The organism is Photobacterium sp., from assembly GCF_057456235.1.
In genome coordinates, this window is sequence record NZ_JBVCPH010000001.1 from 42,496 (window position 1) to 65,036 (window position 22,541).

Consider the following 22,541-nt stretch of genomic DNA (forward strand, 5'->3'; position numbering starts at 1 on the left):
TTTTCCTTGCTGTTATAAACTCAAACGGCTGACAACGCTCTGAATTGACCCGGTAAAGCAGAATACCCCAGAAGCAGTCGAACTGGATTACGAAATAGATCCGGTCAAAAACAAAAAAAGCAGCGTTAAGCTACTTTTTAATGAATGAAAGAATATACCTGTAATCGAGATTACTTCGGAATATTGAAGTTTCTGTCATCAGCGCAGGTAAAGGTGTAATAGTTTTTGCGCTCATTAAACAACGAGAAACCTTTGCCGTGACAGTATGCGCCGTTCAGTTCTTGCATATAGGCTAAGGTTTCTTCGCTCTTAACAAGAAAATAGCTGTCGTTATCACAGATCACACGGATTTTGCCGTCATCCCCTTGCGAATAGGCTTTTACTTTAGTTCCACACAAAGAAAAACTGACATCCACATAGTCATCTGCTTGTTCGTCGACCGATTTAGAGCACCCTGATAACGCTAAAACTGCAAAAATGACACTAAGAACTACTTTCACTGACTTTCTCCTGTCGGTGTCAGAATTTATACCTCATTGTAATAGGAGAATTTTGCTTACGCAAAAAAATTATGTTTTATATTTATGATTTCAGCCATTTACATTCCGCTTTTCATCAATACGTCGTCGATGCCAGATGGAATAATGCCGCAATCCCGCCGGACCATGGGCAATAAAGACCGACATAACGAGAATGCTGATAAATAACGCCGGCTTGTGCTGAGGGATCAGCCAGAACGAGGCTAACAATCCCAGTTTAACGAAGGTCAGCACGCCTTTTAGCTGAATGATCCACAGACGTGAACGGATTATTTCCAGCGTCATCATGATCAGGCCTGTCGACATGGCTAACACCCACCAGCCTACCCACAGGTGTTTATCGACGCCATATAGTATTCCGCCGCTGGATGCTGCAACGCCTAAGATATGCAGTGCTCGTAAGCCTGTTTTGCTTAATCTTTGCGTCCAGAAACGAGCTTCGGAGATCGGATATTTTTCACCCTTGCAATCTCCCTTTCCTTTTCTTTCTGCATGAGAAAATATCTGTTGTGGCTCTTGCGGTTCATCTGTTTTTTTCATTGTGGCAATCGAGTCTCGGTACAGGCCGCTAAGGATACCGAAGTGAAAGACAAGTTGCGAGATGAGAGTTAGGGCTGGCCGCTTTCTATGCCTTTGCTGGCGTAAATTCGGTGATTTTACCATCAACAACCAGATAGCAATCCATTCCCGCTGCCAGGGCGGCAGAACGCCCTAAATCAGTGTCTTCAAAGACCACACAATCGACAGGCGCCAGGCCAATTCGCTTGGCTGCTTCTAAGAATGTATCCGGAGCTGGTTTGTGATTCTCGACATCATTCGAGGTTACCAACGCATCTAACAGTGAGAGAATGCCGGTTACTTCCAGCAATTCATCAGCATGCCTTTTCTGGCATCCCGTTCCGACTGCGATTTTTTTATCGGCTCTGTGCAGCTTTAGCAGTTCAAATGTTTGTGGAATGATATCGCCTTTATGTTCGATCGCTTCGAAACAGCTAATTTTAGTTTCGGCCAACAAAGTGGGGTCACAATCAAGCTGATACTTTTCATTCACTGCATGAGCAGTTTTAATCGTCGGCATGCCGCCCAGGCTGTAAAACCAGTCATAATCAAAAGGGATCCCAAACTCTTCACAGGCCGCCTTCCATGCGTAGAGATGAGCCGGCATTGAATCGATCAATGTGCCGTCCATATCGAAAATAATGCCTTTATATGCTGATAAATCCATGCACTTTTCCTTAAGTTCCAGGTTCTAAAGGCAATATAACAAATTATTTTCATGGCTTTCTTTATTTTTGCGGTGTGATCAAAAATAGTTGATCTTATTAAGCTTAAACCACTGCAACGGAACAATCCTTCCCAATAAGTAAATTAACAAGCTCGTTAACAATGATATTGAGAAGGATTGCGTATTACTTAACGGTTAAACGGCTGGGATCTGCTGGGTAATACAATGAATATTGCCACCTCCCAATAAGATTTCTCTAGCATCGACACCTGTGACTCCATAGCCGGGATAAAGGTGCTGCAGCAATACGCCAACCTCAGCGTCACATTCAGGATCGAGTAGCGGGTAGATGACATGCTTGTTAGAAACCAGATAGTTTGCATATGAGCCAGCCAGACGTTCACCCGGTACGCGCTCCATACCATCTGAAACATCTACGCCGCTAGCTTCTGATTCTGAAATATAAAGCGGGCCAGGCATAGGTAATTTATGCACCTTGATCTGACGTCCTTTGGCATCTGTTTCCGTCGATAAGACATCCAGCGCTTTGCGAGAAATCTCATACTGGGGATCGGCCTCATCGTCACACCAGGTCAAAACGACTTCGCCCGGCGCAACCACATGAATCAGGTTATCGACATGACCGTTTGTTTCATCATTATACAGCCCGTTGGGGATCCAGATGATTTTTTCAACGGATAAGTACGTTTTCAGTGTTTCTTCAATTTGTTGTTTTGACAAATCGGGGTTTCGACTCGGGTGCAGCAAGCATTCCTCGGTCGTGTACAGCGTTCCTTCCCCATCAACATGAATAGACCCGCCTTCCAACACCACAGGCGCGCGGTAGCTTTCATCACCCAGAACCTCGCAAACTTTACGAGCAACGGCATCGTCTTTATCCCATGGGAAGTAGAGACCGTCTTCCAGACCTCCCCAGGCATTGAAATGCCAGTCAATACCGCGTCGTTCACCGTTGTCGTTTACCACATAGGAAGGGCCGATATCGCGCATCCATGAGTCATCCGTACTCATTTCCAGCAGTTGGACGTTTTCAGGAAGCATAGAACGCGCGTTGTCATACTGACCGGCACTGACGACCATTGTCACTTTGGTGGTTTTTGAAATTGCTTTGGCAACGTCAACAAATGTTGCTTGGGCAGGTTTTCCACCGAAGCGCCAGTTATCTGTGCGCTCAGGCCATGCCATCCATATACCGGATTGTGCTTCATGCTCTGCCGGCATCCGGAATCCATCTTTTTTAGGGGTAGTTTCTAATTGCTTACTCATTTTTCCACCTTTAGATTTCAGTCCAATAACTACGCAATGTTTTCTTGATATTCATTCTTCTGCTTACGGCTTGTTGCCTGTTTCAGTAAGTACTCCCCTATCGCGATGGTGACGATGACGCCAATCAGTACCGGGGCGCTATAGACCCAATCGACCGTCATGGTGATGAGATCCGGGAAGATGAAGAGCAACACGGCCTGTGCAATAACAAGGAAGCAGATAATGCTGAGGCTCCACTGCGCCGCCATACCGCCAGGTACTTTAAACGGACGTTCCTTATCGCCATCGCTGATACGTAATTTCAGATAAGAAGGGAACATGAACAGATATGGCAACAAGAAAATACAACTGGAGAATGCAAACACCGACCAGAACAGTTCATCACTATTTTGTGCAAACACTGCGTAGGCCATAATCACGACAGTAGAAACAATCCCCGTAATATTGTTGGCTCCTACAGGGGTATCGAATTTTTCAGACATTCTGCCGACGGCCGCAGGTAACTCTCCTTCGCTGGCAGCTTCGGCGGCAGCCCGGCTGGCACCCATGGTCCAGGTCACCATGTTACCAATGAAGGTCAATAGCGCCATGGTACCAATGACGTACACCATGAACTGCCCAAACGCCCCCTCACCAAACAGTTTCCTCAAGGTGTCTATAATACCGGCGACCAGACCGATATCTTCAACTGGCAAGGCCATTAAAATACCAATAGTGCCAAAGACATAGAGGAATGCGGTGATAATTGCCGCCAAGAAGATAGACTTAGGAAGATCACGTACATCCTTCATTTCTTTCGTCATGGTCGCAACTAATTCAAACCCCATCAGGTTAAAAACCAAAGCTGGCAGGAAAGCGACCCCGGTATCGAGCGACGGCATGATTGCAGATAGACTAAATTCGTTAGCTACCCCGTTCTTCGCAGCATAAATGAAACCACCAAAACCCAGAACGCTAATAACCGTTACTTTCAATACCGCACCAATATTGGTGACCCATACACCGACGTCGACAGAGACATTACAGACCCAGATCGTTAACCAGGTTAATACGATACATATGGCAATTTGACCAAATAAAGAAAGGTCCGGCATAAATAATTCTGCAAACATTCCTGCAAACATAATATATACGGCAGGCATCCACAAACCGACGTTTATCCAGTAGAACCAGGTTGTTCTAACCGCCCATTTATATCCAAATGCCTGTTTGACCCAATCGTAAATCCCCCCGTCACCAGGATACGTTGTACTTAGCTCTGAGGTGATCAACCCATAAGGAATAACAAAAACGAACAAAGTGATCAGCCACCATCCAATAGAGCTGACCCCGATTGACGCTGAAGCTGTTAATGTATCGACAACAATAACTGCACACAGGCTAAATAACGCTAAGCTTGTGACCCCCATTTTCCCTGTAGATTTTTTCGTTTCCATATCTATTTCTCCATCTGCTGTATAGATGCCTGTCTTTACCAGTCACAATCCTATTCAGCCATTCATTTGGTTTTTATTTAATTAGCAATATTTCGCTTTCATCCCGTCACTACTTTCTTCAGTACCATCATTAAAATCAACAACCATGAATTTGAATTAAAATTCAAACCCTTCATGAATTAATCCGCTCGACTGGTAATTATCTAATCAAACTATCGATTTATTTATTGTTATGAAAATCACTTATCGACATTGCGTTTCAATACACCGCTCACTTCGTGATAGCTAAGATAAAAAATCGTCCGTAATGGCATACAAAGCAGAAATTTGATTCTGATCAATTTATCTACTGTGTATAGAGCGGTATGTTGTTCTACAGAGAAAGAGACAATAACCTTGCCGTTTCCTTCTTATCTATACTTTAGGCCATGGTGGCTTTCATCATACCGGCTGATAGTGGTAGCGTATGTGCTGGAGGGACACACATCGGATACACCCGATCTAGTGATTACAGCCATGTTTAAAATACGGCAATGGATTTGTCCGCAGATTATAGAGGCCAAGATGAAAAAAGAATCCACTCAAGAGCGTTTAGATCGAATACATAAGGCTGTAACAACCCTGGTATCAAACCGAGACATTAATAATATCTCCATTTATGATGTTGCCAAGGAGGCTTCAATTGCAACATCAACGGTATACCACCACTACCCCAATATGGAAGCCTTAGTCTATCGGTTAATGGAAGACATCTTTGAAGATTTTAAGTCAGTACTGACCTCAGCGATAAAGCCAGAGAACATTCACCACTGGAGTGATATTAACCGCATGGTTGAACAAGGGTTTGTGACCTATTACAGCAGCAACCCTTTAGTGCAAAGGATTTTACTCGGTCAGCACACATATTCCTCAATCAGACATGCCGATGCCGAAAATGATGTTGTTCTAGCTGAGCAAGTCGAGCGTATCTATCGTACCTATTTTAAATTGCCTCAGCTGCCTGAAGATGTGAATATATTTGCAATTGCCCTTCAGGTTGCAGATAAAGTTTATTCTATGAACTACCGGGAAAATGGCAATATCCCCACCGCGATGGCCCGTGAAGCGGTAATATTGACTGAAGCGTACCTTGGCGTTTATTTACCTAAATACCTGCCTAAACCTGACGAAACAACCACCGAAGACATTTCATTTCATTAGTCCTATCCTATTTAAAAATAAAGGGCTAGACCAAGCTTATTAATCAGCGTGGTCTAGCCCTTTATTTTTCGCTCTCATCATCATTAGAATTAAATATCGACAATCACGTCATGATGAATAATAAAAATGTGAGAATGCACGAGAATATTATTGTGTTCGTGTCCGCTATACCGATTAGTGATTCTGGTTTCAGAAATCCGCACTTACCTAATCGATAATTAGTCATACACCAAGGGGGGATATACAAAAACATTCAGATATATCTCACCAAAATAAATAACCACCATAGACAATCACTTTGCATGTTGAAATAACATTCATAAAATAAAAAGTAATAGGGATCTATTATGAAATTACCATCTTCAAGCGCAACGAATTTACATAAAGAAGGTCTACGCCATTTTCTTAAAACTCAAGACTTTACGAAAAAAGATCTGACCGATATTCTTGAGCTGATGGCTATGCTGAAACAGGCCCGTAGTGACAATGCTATTCCTCAGCTTTTCAAGGGCCAGTCGGTTGCGATGATTTTTGAGCAGCCCTCTACCCGTACTCGGGTATCATTTGAGACCGCGGCAACACTGCTGGGTGGCCATGCCCTGTTCTTATCACCTAAAGACATTCACCTTGGTGCAAAAGAGTCGCTAGAAGACACTGGCCGTGTTCTTTCAAGAATGGTGGATGTGATCATGGCGCGTGTTGATGAACACAGTACCGTGGCCGGATTAGCAGAGCATGCGAGCGTTCCTGTTATTAACGGATTATGTGACTGGCTGCACCCCACCCAAATCATGGCCGATCTGTTTTCGATGATGGAACACTTACCGGAAGGTAAATCATTGGGTGATCTGACTGTTGCATTCGTCGGTGATGCAACAAACGTCGCTTCGTCACTGATGTTTGCCTGCACAAAATTTGGCATGACATTTAAGCACATTTGTCCTGAGCGTTTCAAAGCACCGCAAAAATGGATTGATATTGCTTTAGAGAACTGCGAATCATCGGGTGGCAAGTTAGTGATCACTGATGACACAGATCGGGTTGCAGGTTGCGATGTTATCGTTGCCGATAGTTTCTATTGGTTCGGCCAGGAAGATGAAAAAGACATTCGTTTGTCGACTTTCATTCCAGACTATGTCGTCACTGAAGGTTTGATGGAAAAAGCCGGCCCGGATGCGATGTTTATGCACTGTTTGCCAGCCAACGACCAACGTGAATGTACCCGTGAAGTAATGGAGTCTTCCCGTTCGATTATTTTTGATGAAGCAGAAAACCGCCTAACGGCTCAAATGGCCCTGCTGGTATACCTGACTTATCGTCACAATAAAGTGCCATCAGAAGAAACCGTAATGGCACACAAAACGAAAATTGAAAGTTTTCTCAACACCTTGTAATTGGGTATTCAGTTCATCAAATAATGCAATGATTAACGGTGCTGTCTGGCACCGTTATCCCCAAAGCTCCTCAAGATGTTTATCGCGCAATGAGTACTCAAACCTAAGTTGTTTATTTTGCACCCAGGCATCACCCAGCACCTCTTTCGATAGTACGACCAATTTATCCAGCTCTTGTGGGGCAGTCAGGCCCGCATAAATTAGGCCACAGCTATCGGCAACATAAAGACTCTTCAAAAGGTTAGATATCAGAATGATATAAGATTCTTCTTGCTCAGATAGTTTGCCGTCAACAGCCAGAGTCAGGTTGTCCGCTCCGGCAACAATGCACAACTTGGCAATGTCATTAACTTCATAATGGGATGCAATATCATCCAGGTTTAAGCGCAGGTTAAAAGTATAATGACTGCACTGCTCTCTTAACGACAGTAGCAAATCAAAAATTTCGGTTCGCTGACACGAGCGATAAAATGCTAAAGGGAAATCGACTTCGATCTCTGCGACGGCACAGTCGGTGGCGATCATTTTGATCGGAAAGCGATTTTCAGCATCAAGCTGAATACGCTGTTTTTTTAATGAGTGAAAGCACGGTACGCTTTGCTCGAAGACCAGGTAATAAGCTGCATCTTGTTCTTGTTTTTTGGCTTTTTCCTCATTAAACAGCGACAGCAAATATTGCTCATCGCAGCCTTGCAAACTCTGGATTTGAAAGTCTACTACTTTCTTTTTACTTACATCTAAGCTCGTCATTGTCATAGCTAATCCCTCGCAATTATTTGCTAAATGATAACCGAAAAAACCGTCGAGACTGTTTCCGCTCAGGGAAACTGTGTTTATTTTTATGGTTATTTTTTCAACAAAAAGTGTGAAGAATACCAATTAGTGTAATTATTCAAATTGGTATAATGTCAGCGGTCAGAGCTCAAAAAAATATAGAATAATGCGCCGTTAACTCGTCGCTTGGCATGCTTTCGTCAGTTGATTGTAGGATCCTGCAAATCCTTTATTCGGAAAATATTCTTCGTTAATCAGCAAGCTTTTACTTTCAGACCAGTTCGCAACCGATGAGCCGTTACCATAAGCAAGCTTATAGATTGTAAAGTGACGATCTCGACGCTCTAAAACCATGTTGGCGGGCAAACGACGTGAACGAAGGTTGTCGTTGCGATAATATTTAAAGCCCCCTTCACAGCTTTTCACAATATAGGATCCCTTTTCGCTCCTGACTGAAACATAAGGCTGCTGAGTGTCTTCAAAATGCCGATACTGCCACGAGCCCGTGACTTGGGCCATTTTGATCCTTACGTCAGGCTCTGGCTTGGCCGATACCACGGTTTCCTGTTCTGTGGCTTGCCGTGGCCGTTGCTGAGAAACCAAGTCAGCCGGGTTAATCGCTAATACTGTCACCACCGTTTTCGGTTTGTCAGTCGGGCCTTTAACCATAGCGTACAGAGCCAACCAGGGCTCTTTACCCAGCATCGACATCAGCATCAAAAAAATGGCCGGAAAGATCATAAGTAGTGCAATCCGACGAGCGTTAAATCGTCCAAGTGATTTGATTTGCGCCGACACTTTCTGCGACAAAACAACCCCTGACTTGTTGTCTGAAGCCGATTCAAACGGCTTAACACCCCGCCATCTTTTTCTCAGTTCTCGCCGGGCGTTTATCAGCTGTGCTTGTAATTCATCATTTTTTGCTCGCAGTTTTTTTTCTTCACTTTCTGCTTTAGCTTGCCTCGCAACGGAGTTAAGCCTTTGCTTATTCTCTTGATCCGCCTGCTTCAACTTTCGTTTCACAACATCGTTAGACTCTTTGAGCTGCTGATAATCTCGCTCCAGCCGCTGAATTTTTAGCACATAGTTATCAATTGCAGGGTCTTTGATATAGCAAGTGTGCACGGCTTCTTCATCGCCTTTCCCCTTCCCTACCTGATCATAGGCTTGAGAAACAAGCTGCATGATCACCTTCGAGCCCCCCTTGTCAGGGTGAAAACGAGTAGAAAGCAATTTATAACGACGTTTTACTTCATCGCTGGAGGTATTTTTATCTGTGCCTAAGATATCGTGGAAAGATGCCATTCTGTCATTCTAATTAAATACCGAAAAGTCTCTACAGAGAATATATTCTAATTCAATATATTGAACAACTTTAAGCGTTATAACGGAACAAAAAGACTAAGTAAAACAAACTTATTAACTCAATTGAAATTATGTTTTTTCATCCGAAACTCACCCGGCGAGCAGCCTATATGCTTTTTAAAAACCCGAGAGAAGTAGGACACATCTTTAAATCCTGCCGAAGTGGCGACAGATGCAATTTTCCCTCGGTCTGAGATTAATAAACCACAAGCTAAATCTAGCCTTTTCTTTATGATGTACTGCTTTAAGGTCACCCCCATAATGCTATGAAACAGGCGGGAAAAATAAGTCGGAGAGTAATGGCAGGCGTTCGCCAAATCTTGTTCTCTGAGTGGAGCACTTATATTTTCATCGATAATTTTCAGTGCCGGTTTGATCGATAACTCTCGGTTTTGGTAGTCATCATCGTCACCCATTTCAATCGTATGCGTATGCATGCGACTGAAACATTCTTCCAGCTGTTGCCGTGTTGCTCTTGCACTCAGTACATCTTCCCCACCCGCACGTAACACATTTAATGCTAAATCGGCATCCAGATCATGGTAAACCACGACCACTTTTGTTGATGGAAAACGATTCTTGACGGCTTGTAACAACTCAAAGCCTTCTGACGATGAGTTCTCTACCTCAAGAAAAATCAACTCATGCCCTGTCATTGTTGACAAAAGTTCAAAAGGCGAAATATCAACCACGCTATGAAACAGCTTCAGGTTTTCTTCCGCTTCAGTCTGCTTATCTTGATGATAACAACTAACCCAAATCACAATTTCACCTTACTGCCAGCACCATAACTCATGCATCTCACTATAAAAGCAAGTATGTACATACCAATTAAATTCCAAACGATTTACCTGATATGCAACTAAAATGAATTACACAACTAAGTACTAGGCAAATCTATTCGTAATAGACACTCCGTGTCGATGAATGTATAGAAAAATACAAGTAAGTGTATGTAAAGTACGACAAAAAAAACCTTACATATGAATAATTAACGGCCAAAAAACCAAATAAATCCAGCTTGGAAAATATGTCTCAAAATTAAGCAATGAAAAAATAAAATTCTGCTACGCTGCAGCAATCAGACAGTTACAGAATATTATATGTTTAGAGGCCGCGCTTATATGTCAAAATAAAATAACAAGGCGCTGTTCTTATTCCAAAATAAACTATCACTTATATAATTTATAGCGTCGTAAAAAAAAGACTGAATCATAAAAAAGTGATAAGGCGTGATTCAGTCTTAGTTTTTTAACACTTGATTGTGCTCACAAAAACATCCATTTCTTCGTTGATGCCTACTACCGTTAACCTGTTCTCGTTATACCAAGAAATACACGCCTAACCCCTTAACTTTCAGCGGCGTGATTTTTTAACCTTTTGCCTGTATTTTTTTGCAGACAACCGCATATTTATCAATTAGTATTGCGGCTCGAAAAATGAGTTCCGATGAAGACAGCAGGAGAGTGGCGCTTTATCTATTGACAAATAGATAGGTAGTTAGCCCGCCGAAGAAGTAAGCGTTTTACCTCGCTTGTTACTGTTCAAGCACAAAACGTTAATCTTTCAGGCACCGTTTACGGTATGGACTGTTGTTGGAGGAGCCTCTGGAGAGATCCGTTAAATCGGGCGCCGAAGGAGCAAACCGACCCGCGTTGCACTAGTTGCACATCGCTGGAAGGTGAAACTCTCAGGCAAAAGGACAGAGGAGATAAGTTCAACAGCCAGAAATATTTTCTGTTAATCCCACGTTTCTGTTGTTCTGTATCTCTTCCTTTGATTTTTAAAGGGGGAATAATGAATCCGCTACACGATACGCTACAAAATACACTTCAAGTTATTGATAACCTCGTTTGGGGACCACCGCTGCTATTGCTGCTGGTGGGCACAGGCTTGTACCTCACACTGCGCCTGGGTTTTATACAAATTCGCTATTTACCATTAGCGTTAAGCTACGTATTTTCAAATAAGAACCGCACTAAAGGATCGGGAGATATCTCCAGTTTTGCTGCGCTCTGCACAGCCCTGTCTGCAACCATCGGGACGGGTAACATTGTTGGCGTTGCGACGGCGATTAAACTAGGTGGACCCGGCGCCCTTCTCTGGATGTGGATCGCCGCTTTATTTGGGATGGCAACTAAATATGCTGAATGCCTGCTGGCAGTAAAATATCGCGAGCAAGATGCAAACGGCCAAATGCTTGGCGGCCCGATGTATTACCTTGAAAAAGGTGTTGGCAGCAAATGGCTGGCAAAAATGTTTGCCTTCTTTGCCTTAGGTGTGGCCTGTTTCGGTATTGGTACCTTCCCACAGGTCAATGCGATTGTTGATGCTGCTTACCTGTCTTTTGAGGTACCGAAAGAATACACCGCCGTATTGCTGACGATCTTAGTCGCCACGGTGACTCTGGGCGGGATTAAATCTATCGCAAGCGTTGCCAGTAAAGTCGTTCCGGTAATGGCTGGTTTCTATATTCTGGCGTGTCTGTTAGTACTGACGTCGCAAGCCGACGCCCTGCCAGCGGCCGTTGCTCTGGTTATTAGCTCGGCTTTTACCGGTCAGGCTGCAACCGGCGGGTTTGTTGGCGCGGGTATCATGCTGGCGATTCAATCCGGTATTGCACGTGGTGTGTTCTCGAATGAGTCGGGCCTTGGCAGTGCACCGATGGCGGCAGCCGCGGCGAAAACCGACTCTTGTGTACAGCAAGGGCTAACATCAATGACGGGTACCTTCTTCGATACCATCATTATCTGTACCATGACAGGTCTAACTCTGGTTGTTACGGGTGCGTGGCAAAGTGACTATGCCGGTGCCGCAATGACAACCTACGCGTTTGCTGCGGGTTTAGATTCTGCCTACTGGGGCCCGCTGATGGTCTCCGTTGGCCTGATGTTCTTTGCCTTTACCACCATTCTTGGCTGGAACTACTACGGTGAGCGTTGTATCACGTATCTGTTTGGTGTGAAGGCGATTTTACCTTACAAAATTATATTCCTGGTGTTGATTGCCGGCGGGGCTTTCATAAAGCTCGATATGATTTGGTTAATCGCTGATATCGTCAACGGCCTGATGGCAGTGCCAAACCTGATCGGTCTGATCTTGCTGCGTAACGTTGTTATCTCTGAAAGTAAATATTACTTTGGCCAGCTAAAGTCAGCGTCTCAGGCTACAACGCAAGCCGCTTAATCTTTTAAGATAAAAATGTGCTGATAAAAAGCGGTATTGTGAGGATACCGCTTTTTTTTACCTTTTTATTACTCGAGATAGCGCGTTAACTGCTGATACAAATCAAAGCTACTGTCTTCAAGCCAGCAATCCGTTATCAAGTCGTCCTTGATCTTAAGCAATAACATACCTGTCATTGTAACCTTTTGATTTTTACCTGGTATTTTGAGCCAACCACCATGGTAGGTCGCATTGCATTTATAAACGGCAACGGTTTTCTGTTCATTATGAATAATCTGATTAATCGTAAACTGAACATTTTTGAATCGTTGGTTCCAAATAACTAAATAGGAAAGGTATTCTTCATGGCTAAGCGTCAAACAGCGGCCACCAGAGAGATGAAAATTGAAAGGATCTGTCGCACATTCGGCCAGCACATTTCCGTTGGCTTTGGCTAACACTTCGTTAAACCAGTAATTCACCCTGTCGTTTTCATTCATACGCCTATACCTCTGGTCACTTGGCTGGTGTTATATCAACCGGACAATTCTCCGCTCAATTCAGAGTGTTGGCTGCAGTTTGAGGACAAGCGATTACCGACACCTCTACCTGAACAAGGGTAGACAGAAAATCACAAAAAAACTGGAGAAATATCGACATTTTTCACTAAAGTGCGGTTATACCTCCCATAAGTTTATATTTGGCTATATCAATGACAGCACAGTAATAAAATGCGGGAGATACCAAGCTTCTTCCCTGTTACTCAATGGCTTACAAGGAAGAAAGTGCAGAGGTTGTCAGATGACATTAAAGGACTAACGGTGAGAAGCTGCCTGACAATGAGGTTGTTACGCGAAGCAGTGCTCTGCCCAACGAGACAGCCCCGCAGTCACAGAGCCGAAGTAGCTGCCGCTGACTATCTGAACATCCGGTAATTGTTGCTCGATACATTTACGCAGTATTGGCGATCGTGAAGTGCCACCCGTCATGTAAATCACATCTGGCTTTTTACCGCTCTGTGCCATGGCTTCTGCTACCAAATCACTCATTTTCTCTTTTGGTGATTCAATCGCCTCTGCCATATCAGTTTGGCTGATCGTTACTTCAAGCAGCTCAGACAACATGTTCAGCTGCACATTATTTGTTGCAGCCTCTGACAGTGCAATTTTACTTTCTTCCGCTTTTCTAACTATCTGGTATCCCAGTGTCTCGTGATAAGCCTGGATCAGACGTTGCAGCTTTTCAGGTTCCGCCGCATCTCGCCTTAGCTGATCCAACGTTCTTAAATTAGAAGCACTGTAAAAGTCTGTCTGTGCCACGACATTATTTATGGCAATGGCGTTCCAGAACTGGCTTATTGGCATATCGATGCCTTTTTGCGTCTTACTGCCTAAACCAAGCAATGGCATAAGCTGGCGAAACGCTAAATAAATATCTAGATCATTCCCGCCAACCCGGTGGCCGCTGTGTGCCAGTAAGCTGCCTTGCCGATCGGTACGGCCGCGCCAGTCCGGTCCCATTTCAATCAATGAGCAGTCTGTCGTACCACCACCAATATCGACCACCAGCACGGTTTTATTTTCGGTTAAAGTACTTTCATACTCTAAGCCAGCCGCGACGGGCTCGAATTGAAATTCAATATTCTTGAAACCAGCACGTTTCGCGGCCTGAGTTAAAATCATTTCAGCTTGCTGATTAGCACGATCACCACCACTGCCCTGGAAATTCACCGGGCGGCCTATTACAGTACTCGTTATATTATTGCGGGTCGTTAGCTCAGCATTAGCCTTAATGTTAACCATCATGGCGCACACCAAATCTTCAAAGAAGCTGATTTGCACATCACGTAAACCATTTGCACCCAGAAACGATTTAGGTGATTTTACGTAGTAGACTTCTTCCGGATCTTCCAGATAAAGATCTAAAGCTGCCTGACCAAACTGCAAGTCACCCTTGTCCACGTCGATATCTTCATCTCGATTTAACGCAATTGCCCGGCGAAGTACTTGCTCACCCACAGAGCCTGATGGTGAAACTCCCATATGGCGAAATAAATATTCACTGACAGCTTCACGGGTTGGTGCGCATAATGTGGAAGGGATGTACTGATTTCCCTTTTCTAGCGGCAACAGACGCGGCTGCCCCTGCTCCATCACTGCGACAGAGCAGTTTGCTGTTCCGTAATCAAACCCGATGTACATGCCGAACCTCCACATAAAAAAGCCGGCGATTTTATCCTGATTTTACATCCAGCACTACCTCTATATATGGTAGGTTCTGATCCGTACCGATAGAAGCCTGATACTGTCGGCCTCATTGATAACAAAATAATTTGTTTTGAGGTGGAACTCGCCCGCTTTCTTTTTCGCTACCTATGATCAATCTCTCATCAATTGAGTGCAGATTCGATCCATAATTCTCTGCTGCTCACAATGCCAAAACCTATAACACCCGGGTCATTTACTCCATTTCATACCATACTTACAAAAGCAGATATTGTGTCGAGACAGCTTGATAAATACCACATGTAGTGATTTAATCTATTGTCTGCCACAAGTGCCTCTTTAACATCGGGGTACCGACAACAGAACAGAGTTCTGGATTGCTCATCGTTCTGTGTCAATCGCGCATGAATTACAACAAACATTAAGGTGCATTCATAATGGCGAAAAACCCAACGGCTTCTGAAGTCTCTCAAGCAATCGATATTGCATACCAATCGACCTCCATGGAGATTTGGGATAGCAAGTATCGTCTGAAATCAAAGCATGGAAAAGCGATTGATCATACGCTTGATGATACCTTCAAACGCGTTGCTCGCGCGTTAGCCGATTTAGAAAAAGATAAAGTCAGAGAGCACTGGTACAACGAATTCTTGTGGGCATTGCGTAATGGCGCAATCCCTGCGGGCCGTATAACGTCTAACGCAGGCGCATTCGAACACAAACCTGCGACGTCAACGATCAACTGTACGGTTTCCGGCACCATCGAAGATTCGATGGATGACATTTTAGCCAAAGTTCACGAAGCGGGCCTGACCCTGAAGGCAGGTTGCGGTATCGGTTACGATTTCACGACGCTTCGCCCTCGTGGTGCTTTTGTATCAGGTGCGGGGGCGTACACCTCTGGCCCGCTCTCTTTCATGGATATCTATGACAAGATGTGCTTTACCGTCTCTTCTGCCGGAGGACGCCGAGGCGCTCAAATGGGTACGATGGATATTCGTCACCCGGACATTATCGAATTCATTCGCGCCAAACGTGAAGACGGTCGCCTGCGCCAGTTCAACCTCTCGCTGCTAATTTCAGAAGAATTTATCCAGGCAGTTAAAAATGACGAGGAATGGCAGTTAATCTTCCCTGTCACCGCTAAAGAAGCGAAACAGGATAACCTCGATCTCAATAACGATCCGGCTATCGTCTGGGCAGACTGGCCTGTAAAAGATAATCTGATTGAAGGCCACGAAGGCCGGGTTGCATGCAAGGTTCACCATACTCTGCCAGCTCGCAACTTATGGAACGTCATTATGACGTCAACCTATGATTACGCTGAACCTGGCTTTATTCTGATCGATAAAGTTAACCAGATGAACAACAACTGGTTTTGCGAAGAAATTCGCGCCACGAACCCGTGTGGTGAACAACCGCTGCCACCCTACGGTGCCTGTCTGCTTGGGTCCGTAAATCTGACTAAATTTGTCCGTGATCCCTTTACAGATAAAGCCGCATTTGACTGGGATAGTTTCCGTCGTGTTGTCGCTATTTTCACTCGAATGCTGGATAACGTTGTTGAAATCAACCAGCTGCCACTTGAAAAACAACGCCACGAAATCATCCACAAGCGTCGCCACGGAATGGGCTTCTTAGGGTTGGGATCTGCTATCACTATGCTGACCCATAAATACGGCAGTGCAACATCGGTTGCTTTCACAGAGCAAGTCGCTCAGGAATTAGCCATCACAGGCTGGAAAGAAGCGCTAAGCCTGGCAAAAGAGAAAGGTGCCGCCCCCGTGATGGATGAGGAATTCGAAATCACGGAAAAAATGCTGCGTCTGCGCCCTGAAATGGCAGAAGATGGCATCAAGCTTGGCGATAAAGTGAAAGGGAAAGTGCTGCATGCTAAATATAGCCGTTACATGCAGCAGATTGCCGAGATCGAGCCGGCACTGATTGATCAGTTAGCAAAAACAGGTGCACGTTTTACTCATCACAGCTCTATTGCGCCAACCGGCACAATTTCATTATCACTGGCAAACAATGCGAGTAACGGTATCGAGCCGAGCTTCGCCCACCACTACAGCCGCAATGTGATCGTGCCTGGCAAGAAAACCAAAGAAAATGTTGATGTGTATAGCTTTGAACTGCTGGCTTACCGTGAGCTGATCAACCACAAAGCCATGCCATATAGCACTGAAGCAGAAACACAACTACCTGAGTACTTCATCACAGCTGATGATGTTACGCCGAGCCAGCACGTAGATGTACAGGCGGCAGCCCAGCGTTGGATTGACTCTTCCATTTCAAAAACAGCTAACATACCAACCGACTTCCCGTTTGAAGACTTTAAAGACATCTATATGGATGCCTACGATAAAGGTCTGAAAGGCTGTACAACTTTCCGCTTTAACCCGGAGGTATTCCAGGGGGTACTGGTTAAAGAGAGCGATCTGGAAAATACCACCTACGTTTTCAACTTAGAAGACGGATCAACATTGGAAGTTAAAGGTAACGAAGAAATCGAATATGACGGTGAAATCCACACTGCAGCAAACCTTTACGATGCCCTTAAAGAAGGCTATTACGGTAAGTACTAAGTTAGACAGGTCATAGAATCATGGTCAAAAAAATTAACAGCAAAATTATTGGATTCCAAGTTAAGAGCCAGGAACAAGAACTCCCACAGCAGGCTGCACAACCGGAGCAGAAGGTTGAGTACATGCATGAAGACATGCCCCGGCCCGATATCCTGCTTGGCACGACTTACAAGCTAAAAACGCCCGAGCATATTTCTGAGCATTCTTTGTTTATCACCATTAACGATGTGGTACTAAACGAAGGCACAGAACACGAGGTACGCCGACCGTTTGAAGTTTTCATTAACTCGAAGAGCTTAGAACACTATCAGTGGATTGTTGCGCTCACCCGTATTATGTCAGCGGTATTCCGTAAAGGCGGCGACTGTACCTTTCTGGTTGAAGAACTACGCTCGGTGTTTGATCCCCGTGGCGGCTACTGGAATAAAGGGAAATATGTTCCTTCGCTTATCGCAGAAATCGGTAACATCATCGAACAGCACCTGATTAAAATCGGGATGCTGGGTGCACCAGAGGTCGACGAACATCAGAAGGCATTTCTGGACGCTAAAAAAGCGGAGCTGGTAGGTACAAAACCTGCTGCTGACGAAGAAAAAACGGGCAGTTTTCCCCCCAGTGCCACGCTTTGCTACAAGTGCCATAACAAAGCCGTCATTATTAAAGACAATTGTCAGACTTGTCTGAACTGTGGCGAATCTAAGTGCGGCTAATGCTTCTTAGCGTTCGGTACTCTAAAAGCTGCCTTCTGGCAGTTTTTTTATTTTTATACCAAGTCATTCAACATAATCAGATACAATACTGGCATTAAAACAATTGAGTTAATGAATCATGCAACAAGACGAATTTGAAATATTAGTTAAAGCGCTGTGTCAGAAAGAAAGTCTTCCGCAAGTACTTGAAGCACTTAAAGCCACAGAAGAACCAGAAGTCGTCGAAGCCGCGGCATCATTAACAGGACAATTCCAGCTTGCAGAAATCGATGGTGAAAAACGTATCTACCACGTTTTCATCCAAGAGAATGAACAAGGTGAAGAACAGGAATATGTTGAATGGGTAATGAACGATGGTGATGAGATGCTGAAGTTCGTTGCGTGGTTCTTCTACACCATGTTCGAAATAAAGCATAAAGACACCTACCAGGCGGCTGGGCGTACTTACCAGCAACCCAAACGTCAGTAATTGGCTTTTATACCCAAAATCCCACCATCACAATGCCAGTCGAAGCACTGGCATTTCTATCATTAACAGCCCTCGGCGTTAACAACTCCAGAACATATTGTATTATAAATCATTCCATTATTTAACAAGCACTTATCCCAATCCTTCTTTATCGCGGGCAACCGCACATTTATAGGGAAACCCACTTAAAACATTAATAATAATGCGCTATTAATATAAACCAAAGACAATAGCAGAGCATTGCTGCCTACTGATATCCACTTGAATAAAATAATGATTTTCATTTGGATACAGTGACCAAAATGATCCATTACCAGCTGTAGACATTAACTCCCTATTCACTCCTTTCGCCTGAGTGCGAAATCAGTCCTTACTGAGTCCCAAAGCCTACCCCTGACACAGATCTTTCACCGATTTTTCGGCAGATCTCTGCTGTTATTATGCCAACAGGCATCAAAACGATTTCATTTAAGCAAACTACGGAGACACACCATGAGTGATATTGCACTATCTATCAGCATATTAGCGCTGGTTGCGGTGCTGGGCTTATGGATTGGGAACTGGCGCATCTGTGGGGTCGGACTAGGGATAGGCGGGGTGCTGTTTGGTGGCATTTTCGTCGGTCACTTTACCGACGCATGGGGCATCGCTCTCGATTCACATACCCTGCACTTCATTCAGGAGTTCGGCCTGATCCTGTTTGTATATACCATCGGTATTCAGGTCGGCCCGGGGTTCTTTGCTTCACTGCGAAGCTCCGGCCTTAAACTCAACGGCTTTGCTGCCTTAATCGTTTTATTAGGCTGTGTGGTTGCCATCGGCCTGCATAAGATCTTTGATGTCCCGCTTCCTGTTATCTTAGGGGTCTTCTCTGGTGCCGTGACCAACACGCCGTCATTGGGTGCTGGCCAGCAGATCTTAACGGAATTAGGTGCTCAGGACGGTATGCTCGAACTGACGGGGATGGGTTATGCGGTGGCTTATCCGTTCGGGATCTGCGGTATTCTGCTGACAATGTGGATCCTGCGTTTGGTCTTTAAGGTCAACGTGGATAAAGAAGCTGATGAGTTTGAAATCCACAACGGCCATAAAAAGGAAAGCCTGCATACTCTGAACGTGGCCATTCGTAACCCTAACCTGAACGGATTACAGTTACAGGCTGTACCCGCTTTGACTGAAGGTGACATCGTTTGTTCTCGCTTAAAGCGGGGTGATACTCTGCATGTTCCCCGCCCTGATACCCGAATCGAAACCAATGATCTGCTTCACCTTGTCGGCGACAAAGCCGCCCTCGAAAAAGCCCGCCTGGTGATTGGTGAAGAAGTCGATACTTCACTTTCCACACGAGGAACCGAATTACGGGTTGAGCGCCTGGTGGTCACCAATGAAATTGTGCTGGGTAAAAAGATCCGCGATCTCGATCTGAAAGAAAAATATGATGTGGTGGTTTCACGCCTTAACCGTGCCGGTGTTGAGTTGGTGCCAACCAGCCAGTCGACCCTGCAGTTTGGCGATATCCTGAATCTGGTCGGTCGTCATGAGGCGATTGAAGCTGTCAGTGGCATTGTCGGCAACGCCCATCAAAAACTGCAGCAGGTCCAGATGCTCCCGGTGTTTGTGGGTATTGGTCTAGGGGTCTTACTGGGCTCTATTCCGTTCTATCTGCCCGGCTTTCCCGCCGCGATAAAGCTCGGTCTGGCTGGCGGTCCGTTACTGGTTGCTCTGATCCTGGCACGTATTGGCAGTATCGGTAAAATGTACTGGTTTATGCCGCCGAGTGCCAACCTTGCCCTGCGCGAAATTGGTATCGTACTGTTCCTGGCTGTTGTTGGTCTGAAATCCGGTGGCGGCTTTGTCGATACACTGGTCAATGGCGATGGCTTAAGCTGGATGGGTTACGGCATTGTTATTACTTTAGTGCCGCTGCTGACGGTTGGGATTATTGCCCGAATCGTCGGGCAACTGAACTACCTGACAATATGCGGCATGCTGGCCGGCTCTATGACCGATCCACCGGCACTGGCCTTTGCTAATGGCTTGCATGCAACCAGCGGCGCTTCAGCCCTGTCATACGCGACAGTATATCCCCTTGTGATGTGCCTGCGGATACTTTCGCCTCAGATCCTTGCCCTGCTGCTCTGGACTATGTAATTCATTAGCAGCAACAAAATAACTGAAATAAAAAACCACTGCCTTCAGGACAGTGGTTTTTTATTAATATGTGCAATAGCCCCCAATATGAACCATAATTCTTAATATTTATATTAATAACAGCGACTATATTTTTAAATAATTTATTATTTATTAGAACGGAAACTTTATATAACCGCCAACACATTGATTTAAATGAAACTTAATGACCACAAGGCATTAACAAATAAACCTAAAGCTATGACTTTCCTCGCCGATACAATAAATGTAGCTAGCCCGCGCCATTATTATAAATACTATAGGTAGGTATGTTTTGTTATGCATAAACTTAAATTAAAGAGTAAACTGTTATTACTCAGTTTAGTTCCACTTTTTATTATTATGACCGTCGCTATCGGCATCATAATAACATTAGAAAACAAAGCGTTAGAAGATGAGGTCGTTCAATTTAAAGAACGATCGATCAGCGAGCGTCAGAGCCAACTGAAAGATGCTGTTAACATCAACAAACATGCTGTTGAGAACATCCTCGCTGCCAATAGTGATGAAATGCAAGCAATTAAACAGATTCGGAAGCTGCTGATTCCGCTGAGATTTGCAATAAACAATACTGGCTACATTTTTATCTATGACAAGAATGGAAACAACATTGTTCATGCCGGAAGTCCGGATATGCAGGATAAAAACCATCGGGGGATGAGAGATCCGAACGGAGTCAAAATTCTTGATGAGCTATACCAGACTGCGCAACAAGGTGGGGGGTTCGTCAACTATGTTCATCCGAAAAACGGCAATCCGACTCCGCAGCCAAAACTAAGCTACTCCGCTTCTGTTAAGAACACCGACTGGTATATTGGCACAGGTATTTATATTGATGATATTGATACTGAAGTTGCGCAGTACCAGCAGCTATCAACAGAAGCAATGCAAGAACGGCTAAAATTTGTATTGCTAAGTTCAATTGTTATTGTTGTGTTCTCCATTATTGCGATTCTATTCATCGCCAACCGGATGACAGACTCAGTTCAAAATATGGTCGATACACTGAATGATATTGCCGACGGTGAAGGGGATCTGACCCGTCGTTTGGAGGTTAAAGGTGACGATGAAATTGCCCAGCTAGGTCATGCTTTTAACCGCTTTGCCGGTAAGTTACAAAGCATCATCAGTCAGGTTGCTGATGTTACTGAACAGGTCACCGGAGCCGCGAAAAACATTAATGATCAAACCATTAGTCTGACTCGCCAGCTGCAGGTTCATAATAATGAAACCGAGCAAGTCGTGACTGCGGTAACGGAAATGAGTTCTGCTGCCAGTGAAGTGGCGATGAATGCTAACGAAGTATCAAACGCCACCAGTAATGCCAGTCAGGATTCTCTGGTTGCTCAACAGCGTGTAGATACTTCTGTGGTCTCTATCACCGCACTGGTCGAGGAAGTGGATCAGGCCGGGCAGCATATTCATTCCCTCCACCAGCAATCGCAAAAAATTGATAATGTACTCAAAGTCATTGGTGAAATTGCTGAGCAGACTAACCTGCTGGCTCTGAACGCTGCCATTGAGGCCGCACGTGCCGGCGAGCAAGGCCGGGGATTTGCGGTTGTGGCAGATGAAGTTCGCGGGCTTGCAAGCCGCACGCAATCAAGCACTAAAGAAATTAAAGAAATGCTAGATGAGTTACATCGCCTGGTTGGTCAAGCGGTATCGTCAATGGACCACAGCCAGTCAACCTGCCACGAGGCGGTTAATGCGGCAAACTCCATCACTGATAGCTTGTCTTCTGTGACTGGCGCGGTTGAAGCTATTAACGATATGACCAGCCATATTGCAACGGCAGCTACAGAGCAAAGCTCTGTCACCGATGAAATCAACCGCAACATGGTTGCCATTCAAGATATTGTCTCTGAACTCATCCACTCTAGCAGCACCTCAGAGCAAGTCGTCAATGAACTTAACCACGCAGGAAGCGAGCTGAAACAATTAGTCGGTCAGTTTAAGACTAGCTAGTACTAA

Annotated in this window: 18 protein-coding genes and 1 riboswitch; of the genes, 8 read left to right on the forward strand and 10 right to left on the reverse strand. The window is 44.7% G+C overall.

What is annotated here, in order from left to right:
* Positions 1-170: 170 nt before the first annotated feature.
* The 5 genes from AC2204_RS00180 to AC2204_RS00200 all read right to left on the reverse strand — a co-directional run bounded on the left by AC2204_RS00180 (position 171) and on the right by AC2204_RS00200 (position 4,487).
* On the reverse strand, positions 171-500 hold the full coding sequence (locus AC2204_RS00180; protein ID WP_318923197.1) for a hypothetical protein: 330 nt from the start codon (positions 498-500) through the stop codon (positions 171-173).
* A 90-nt stretch (positions 501-590) separates the two neighbouring features.
* Positions 591-1,079, reverse strand: coding sequence for a hypothetical protein (locus AC2204_RS00185; protein WP_318923198.1), 489 nt, complete (start codon positions 1,077-1,079; stop codon positions 591-593).
* 85 nt (positions 1,080-1,164) lie between these two features.
* Positions 1,165-1,764 carry an HAD family hydrolase gene (locus AC2204_RS00190; protein WP_318923199.1) on the reverse strand — a complete coding sequence of 200 codons (600 nt, stop codon included), beginning with the start codon at positions 1,762-1,764 and terminating at the stop codon, positions 1,165-1,167.
* A 195-nt stretch (positions 1,765-1,959) separates the two neighbouring features.
* Entirely contained in the window at positions 1,960-3,051 is a 1,092-nt protein-coding gene (gene aguA / locus AC2204_RS00195; RefSeq protein ID WP_318923200.1) for an agmatine deiminase, read from the reverse strand.
* Positions 3,052-3,080: 29 nt separating this feature from the next.
* Positions 3,081-4,487: an APC family permease gene (locus AC2204_RS00200; protein ID WP_318923201.1), complete on the reverse strand. Its 1,407-nt coding sequence runs from the start codon at positions 4,485-4,487 to the stop codon at positions 3,081-3,083.
* 564 nt (positions 4,488-5,051) lie between these two features.
* Between AC2204_RS00200 and AC2204_RS00205 the strand changes: the two genes are divergently transcribed.
* Both AC2204_RS00205 and ptcA read left to right on the forward strand, forming a co-directional pair.
* The gene (locus AC2204_RS00205) at positions 5,052-5,687 is read left to right on the forward strand and encodes a TetR/AcrR family transcriptional regulator (protein WP_318923202.1); all 636 of its coding nucleotides are present in this window, start codon (positions 5,052-5,054) and stop codon (positions 5,685-5,687) included.
* Between the two features lie 347 nt (positions 5,688-6,034).
* Complete coding sequence (gene ptcA, locus AC2204_RS00210; RefSeq protein ID WP_318923203.1) at positions 6,035-7,081, forward strand: putrescine carbamoyltransferase; 1,047 nt, start codon at positions 6,035-6,037, stop codon at positions 7,079-7,081.
* 54 nt (positions 7,082-7,135) lie between these two features.
* Here ptcA and AC2204_RS00215 read toward each other — a convergent pair whose 3' ends face one another.
* The 3 genes from AC2204_RS00215 to AC2204_RS00225 form a co-directional block, all read right to left on the reverse strand.
* Positions 7,136-7,837, reverse strand: a complete 702-nt coding sequence (locus AC2204_RS00215; RefSeq protein WP_318923204.1) for a hypothetical protein — start codon at positions 7,835-7,837, stop codon at positions 7,136-7,138.
* A 192-nt stretch (positions 7,838-8,029) separates the two neighbouring features.
* A complete protein-coding gene (locus tag AC2204_RS00220; protein WP_318923205.1) occupies positions 8,030-9,160 on the reverse strand; it encodes a J domain-containing protein in 1,131 nt (376 codons plus the stop codon).
* Between the two features lie 119 nt (positions 9,161-9,279).
* Complete coding sequence (locus AC2204_RS00225; protein ID WP_318923206.1) at positions 9,280-9,984, reverse strand: response regulator transcription factor; 705 nt, start codon at positions 9,982-9,984, stop codon at positions 9,280-9,282.
* 833 nt (positions 9,985-10,817) lie between these two features.
* Positions 10,818-10,936: riboswitch (glycine riboswitch) on the forward strand.
* 81 nt (positions 10,937-11,017) lie between these two features.
* Here AC2204_RS00225 and AC2204_RS00230 point away from each other — a divergent pair.
* Positions 11,018-12,406: an alanine/glycine:cation symporter family protein gene (locus tag AC2204_RS00230; protein WP_318923207.1), complete on the forward strand. Its 1,389-nt coding sequence runs from the start codon at positions 11,018-11,020 to the stop codon at positions 12,404-12,406.
* 68 nt (positions 12,407-12,474) lie between these two features.
* Here the strand turns inward: AC2204_RS00230 and AC2204_RS00235 are convergent, their stop codons facing one another.
* A complete protein-coding gene (locus AC2204_RS00235; RefSeq protein ID WP_318923208.1) occupies positions 12,475-12,885 on the reverse strand; it encodes an ester cyclase in 411 nt (136 codons plus the stop codon).
* A gap of 348 nt (positions 12,886-13,233) precedes the next feature.
* The gene (gene yegD / locus AC2204_RS00240) at positions 13,234-14,586 is read right to left on the reverse strand and encodes a molecular chaperone (RefSeq protein ID WP_318923210.1); all 1,353 of its coding nucleotides are present in this window, start codon (positions 14,584-14,586) and stop codon (positions 13,234-13,236) included.
* A gap of 461 nt (positions 14,587-15,047) precedes the next feature.
* On the opposite strand from yegD, the gene AC2204_RS00245 reads away from it, so the two are divergent.
* From AC2204_RS00245 to AC2204_RS00265, 5 genes are all read left to right on the forward strand, one after another.
* Entirely contained in the window at positions 15,048-17,198 is a 2,151-nt protein-coding gene (locus AC2204_RS00245) for an adenosylcobalamin-dependent ribonucleoside-diphosphate reductase (RefSeq protein WP_318923212.1), read from the forward strand.
* Positions 17,199-17,218: 20 nt separating this feature from the next.
* Entirely contained in the window at positions 17,219-17,908 is a 690-nt protein-coding gene (locus tag AC2204_RS00250) for a TSCPD domain-containing protein (protein ID WP_318923213.1), read from the forward strand.
* A 118-nt stretch (positions 17,909-18,026) separates the two neighbouring features.
* Complete coding sequence (locus tag AC2204_RS00255) at positions 18,027-18,377, forward strand: hypothetical protein (RefSeq protein WP_318923214.1); 351 nt, start codon at positions 18,027-18,029, stop codon at positions 18,375-18,377.
* Between the two features lie 492 nt (positions 18,378-18,869).
* Positions 18,870-20,528: a putative transporter gene (locus tag AC2204_RS00260; protein ID WP_318923216.1), complete on the forward strand. Its 1,659-nt coding sequence runs from the start codon at positions 18,870-18,872 to the stop codon at positions 20,526-20,528.
* Positions 20,529-20,846: 318 nt separating this feature from the next.
* On the forward strand, positions 20,847-22,535 hold the full coding sequence (locus AC2204_RS00265; protein WP_318923218.1) for a methyl-accepting chemotaxis protein: 1,689 nt from the start codon (positions 20,847-20,849) through the stop codon (positions 22,533-22,535).
* The last annotated feature ends 6 nt before the right edge of the window (positions 22,536-22,541 follow it).

Bases quoted from the DNA above. Each gene is read 5' to 3' on its own strand.
- AC2204_RS00185 (WP_318923198.1), bottom strand. From the start codon at position 1,079: ATGAAAAAAACAGATGAACCGCAAGAGCCACAACAGATATTTTCTCAT.
- AC2204_RS00190 (WP_318923199.1), bottom strand. From the start codon at position 1,764: ATGGATTTATCAGCATATAAAGGCATTATTTTCGATATGGACGGCACA.
- aguA (WP_318923200.1), bottom strand. From the start codon at position 3,051: ATGAGTAAGCAATTAGAAACTACCCCTAAAAAAGATGGATTCCGGATG.
- AC2204_RS00200 (WP_318923201.1), bottom strand. From the start codon at position 4,487: ATGGAAACGAAAAAATCTACAGGGAAAATGGGGGTCACAAGCTTAGCG.
- AC2204_RS00205 (WP_318923202.1), top strand. From the start codon at position 5,052: ATGAAAAAAGAATCCACTCAAGAGCGTTTAGATCGAATACATAAGGCT.
- ptcA (WP_318923203.1), top strand. From the start codon at position 6,035: ATGAAATTACCATCTTCAAGCGCAACGAATTTACATAAAGAAGGTCTA.
- AC2204_RS00215 (WP_318923204.1), bottom strand. From the start codon at position 7,837: ATGACAATGACGAGCTTAGATGTAAGTAAAAAGAAAGTAGTAGACTTT.
- AC2204_RS00220 (WP_318923205.1), bottom strand. From the start codon at position 9,160: ATGGCATCTTTCCACGATATCTTAGGCACAGATAAAAATACCTCCAGC.
- AC2204_RS00230 (WP_318923207.1), top strand. From the start codon at position 11,018: ATGAATCCGCTACACGATACGCTACAAAATACACTTCAAGTTATTGAT.
- AC2204_RS00235 (WP_318923208.1), bottom strand. From the start codon at position 12,885: ATGAATGAAAACGACAGGGTGAATTACTGGTTTAACGAAGTGTTAGCC.
- yegD (WP_318923210.1), bottom strand. From the start codon at position 14,586: ATGTACATCGGGTTTGATTACGGAACAGCAAACTGCTCTGTCGCAGTG.
- AC2204_RS00245 (WP_318923212.1), top strand. From the start codon at position 15,048: ATGGCGAAAAACCCAACGGCTTCTGAAGTCTCTCAAGCAATCGATATT.
- AC2204_RS00250 (WP_318923213.1), top strand. From the start codon at position 17,219: ATGGTCAAAAAAATTAACAGCAAAATTATTGGATTCCAAGTTAAGAGC.
- AC2204_RS00255 (WP_318923214.1), top strand. From the start codon at position 18,027: ATGCAACAAGACGAATTTGAAATATTAGTTAAAGCGCTGTGTCAGAAA.
- AC2204_RS00260 (WP_318923216.1), top strand. From the start codon at position 18,870: ATGAGTGATATTGCACTATCTATCAGCATATTAGCGCTGGTTGCGGTG.
- AC2204_RS00265 (WP_318923218.1), top strand. From the start codon at position 20,847: ATGCATAAACTTAAATTAAAGAGTAAACTGTTATTACTCAGTTTAGTT.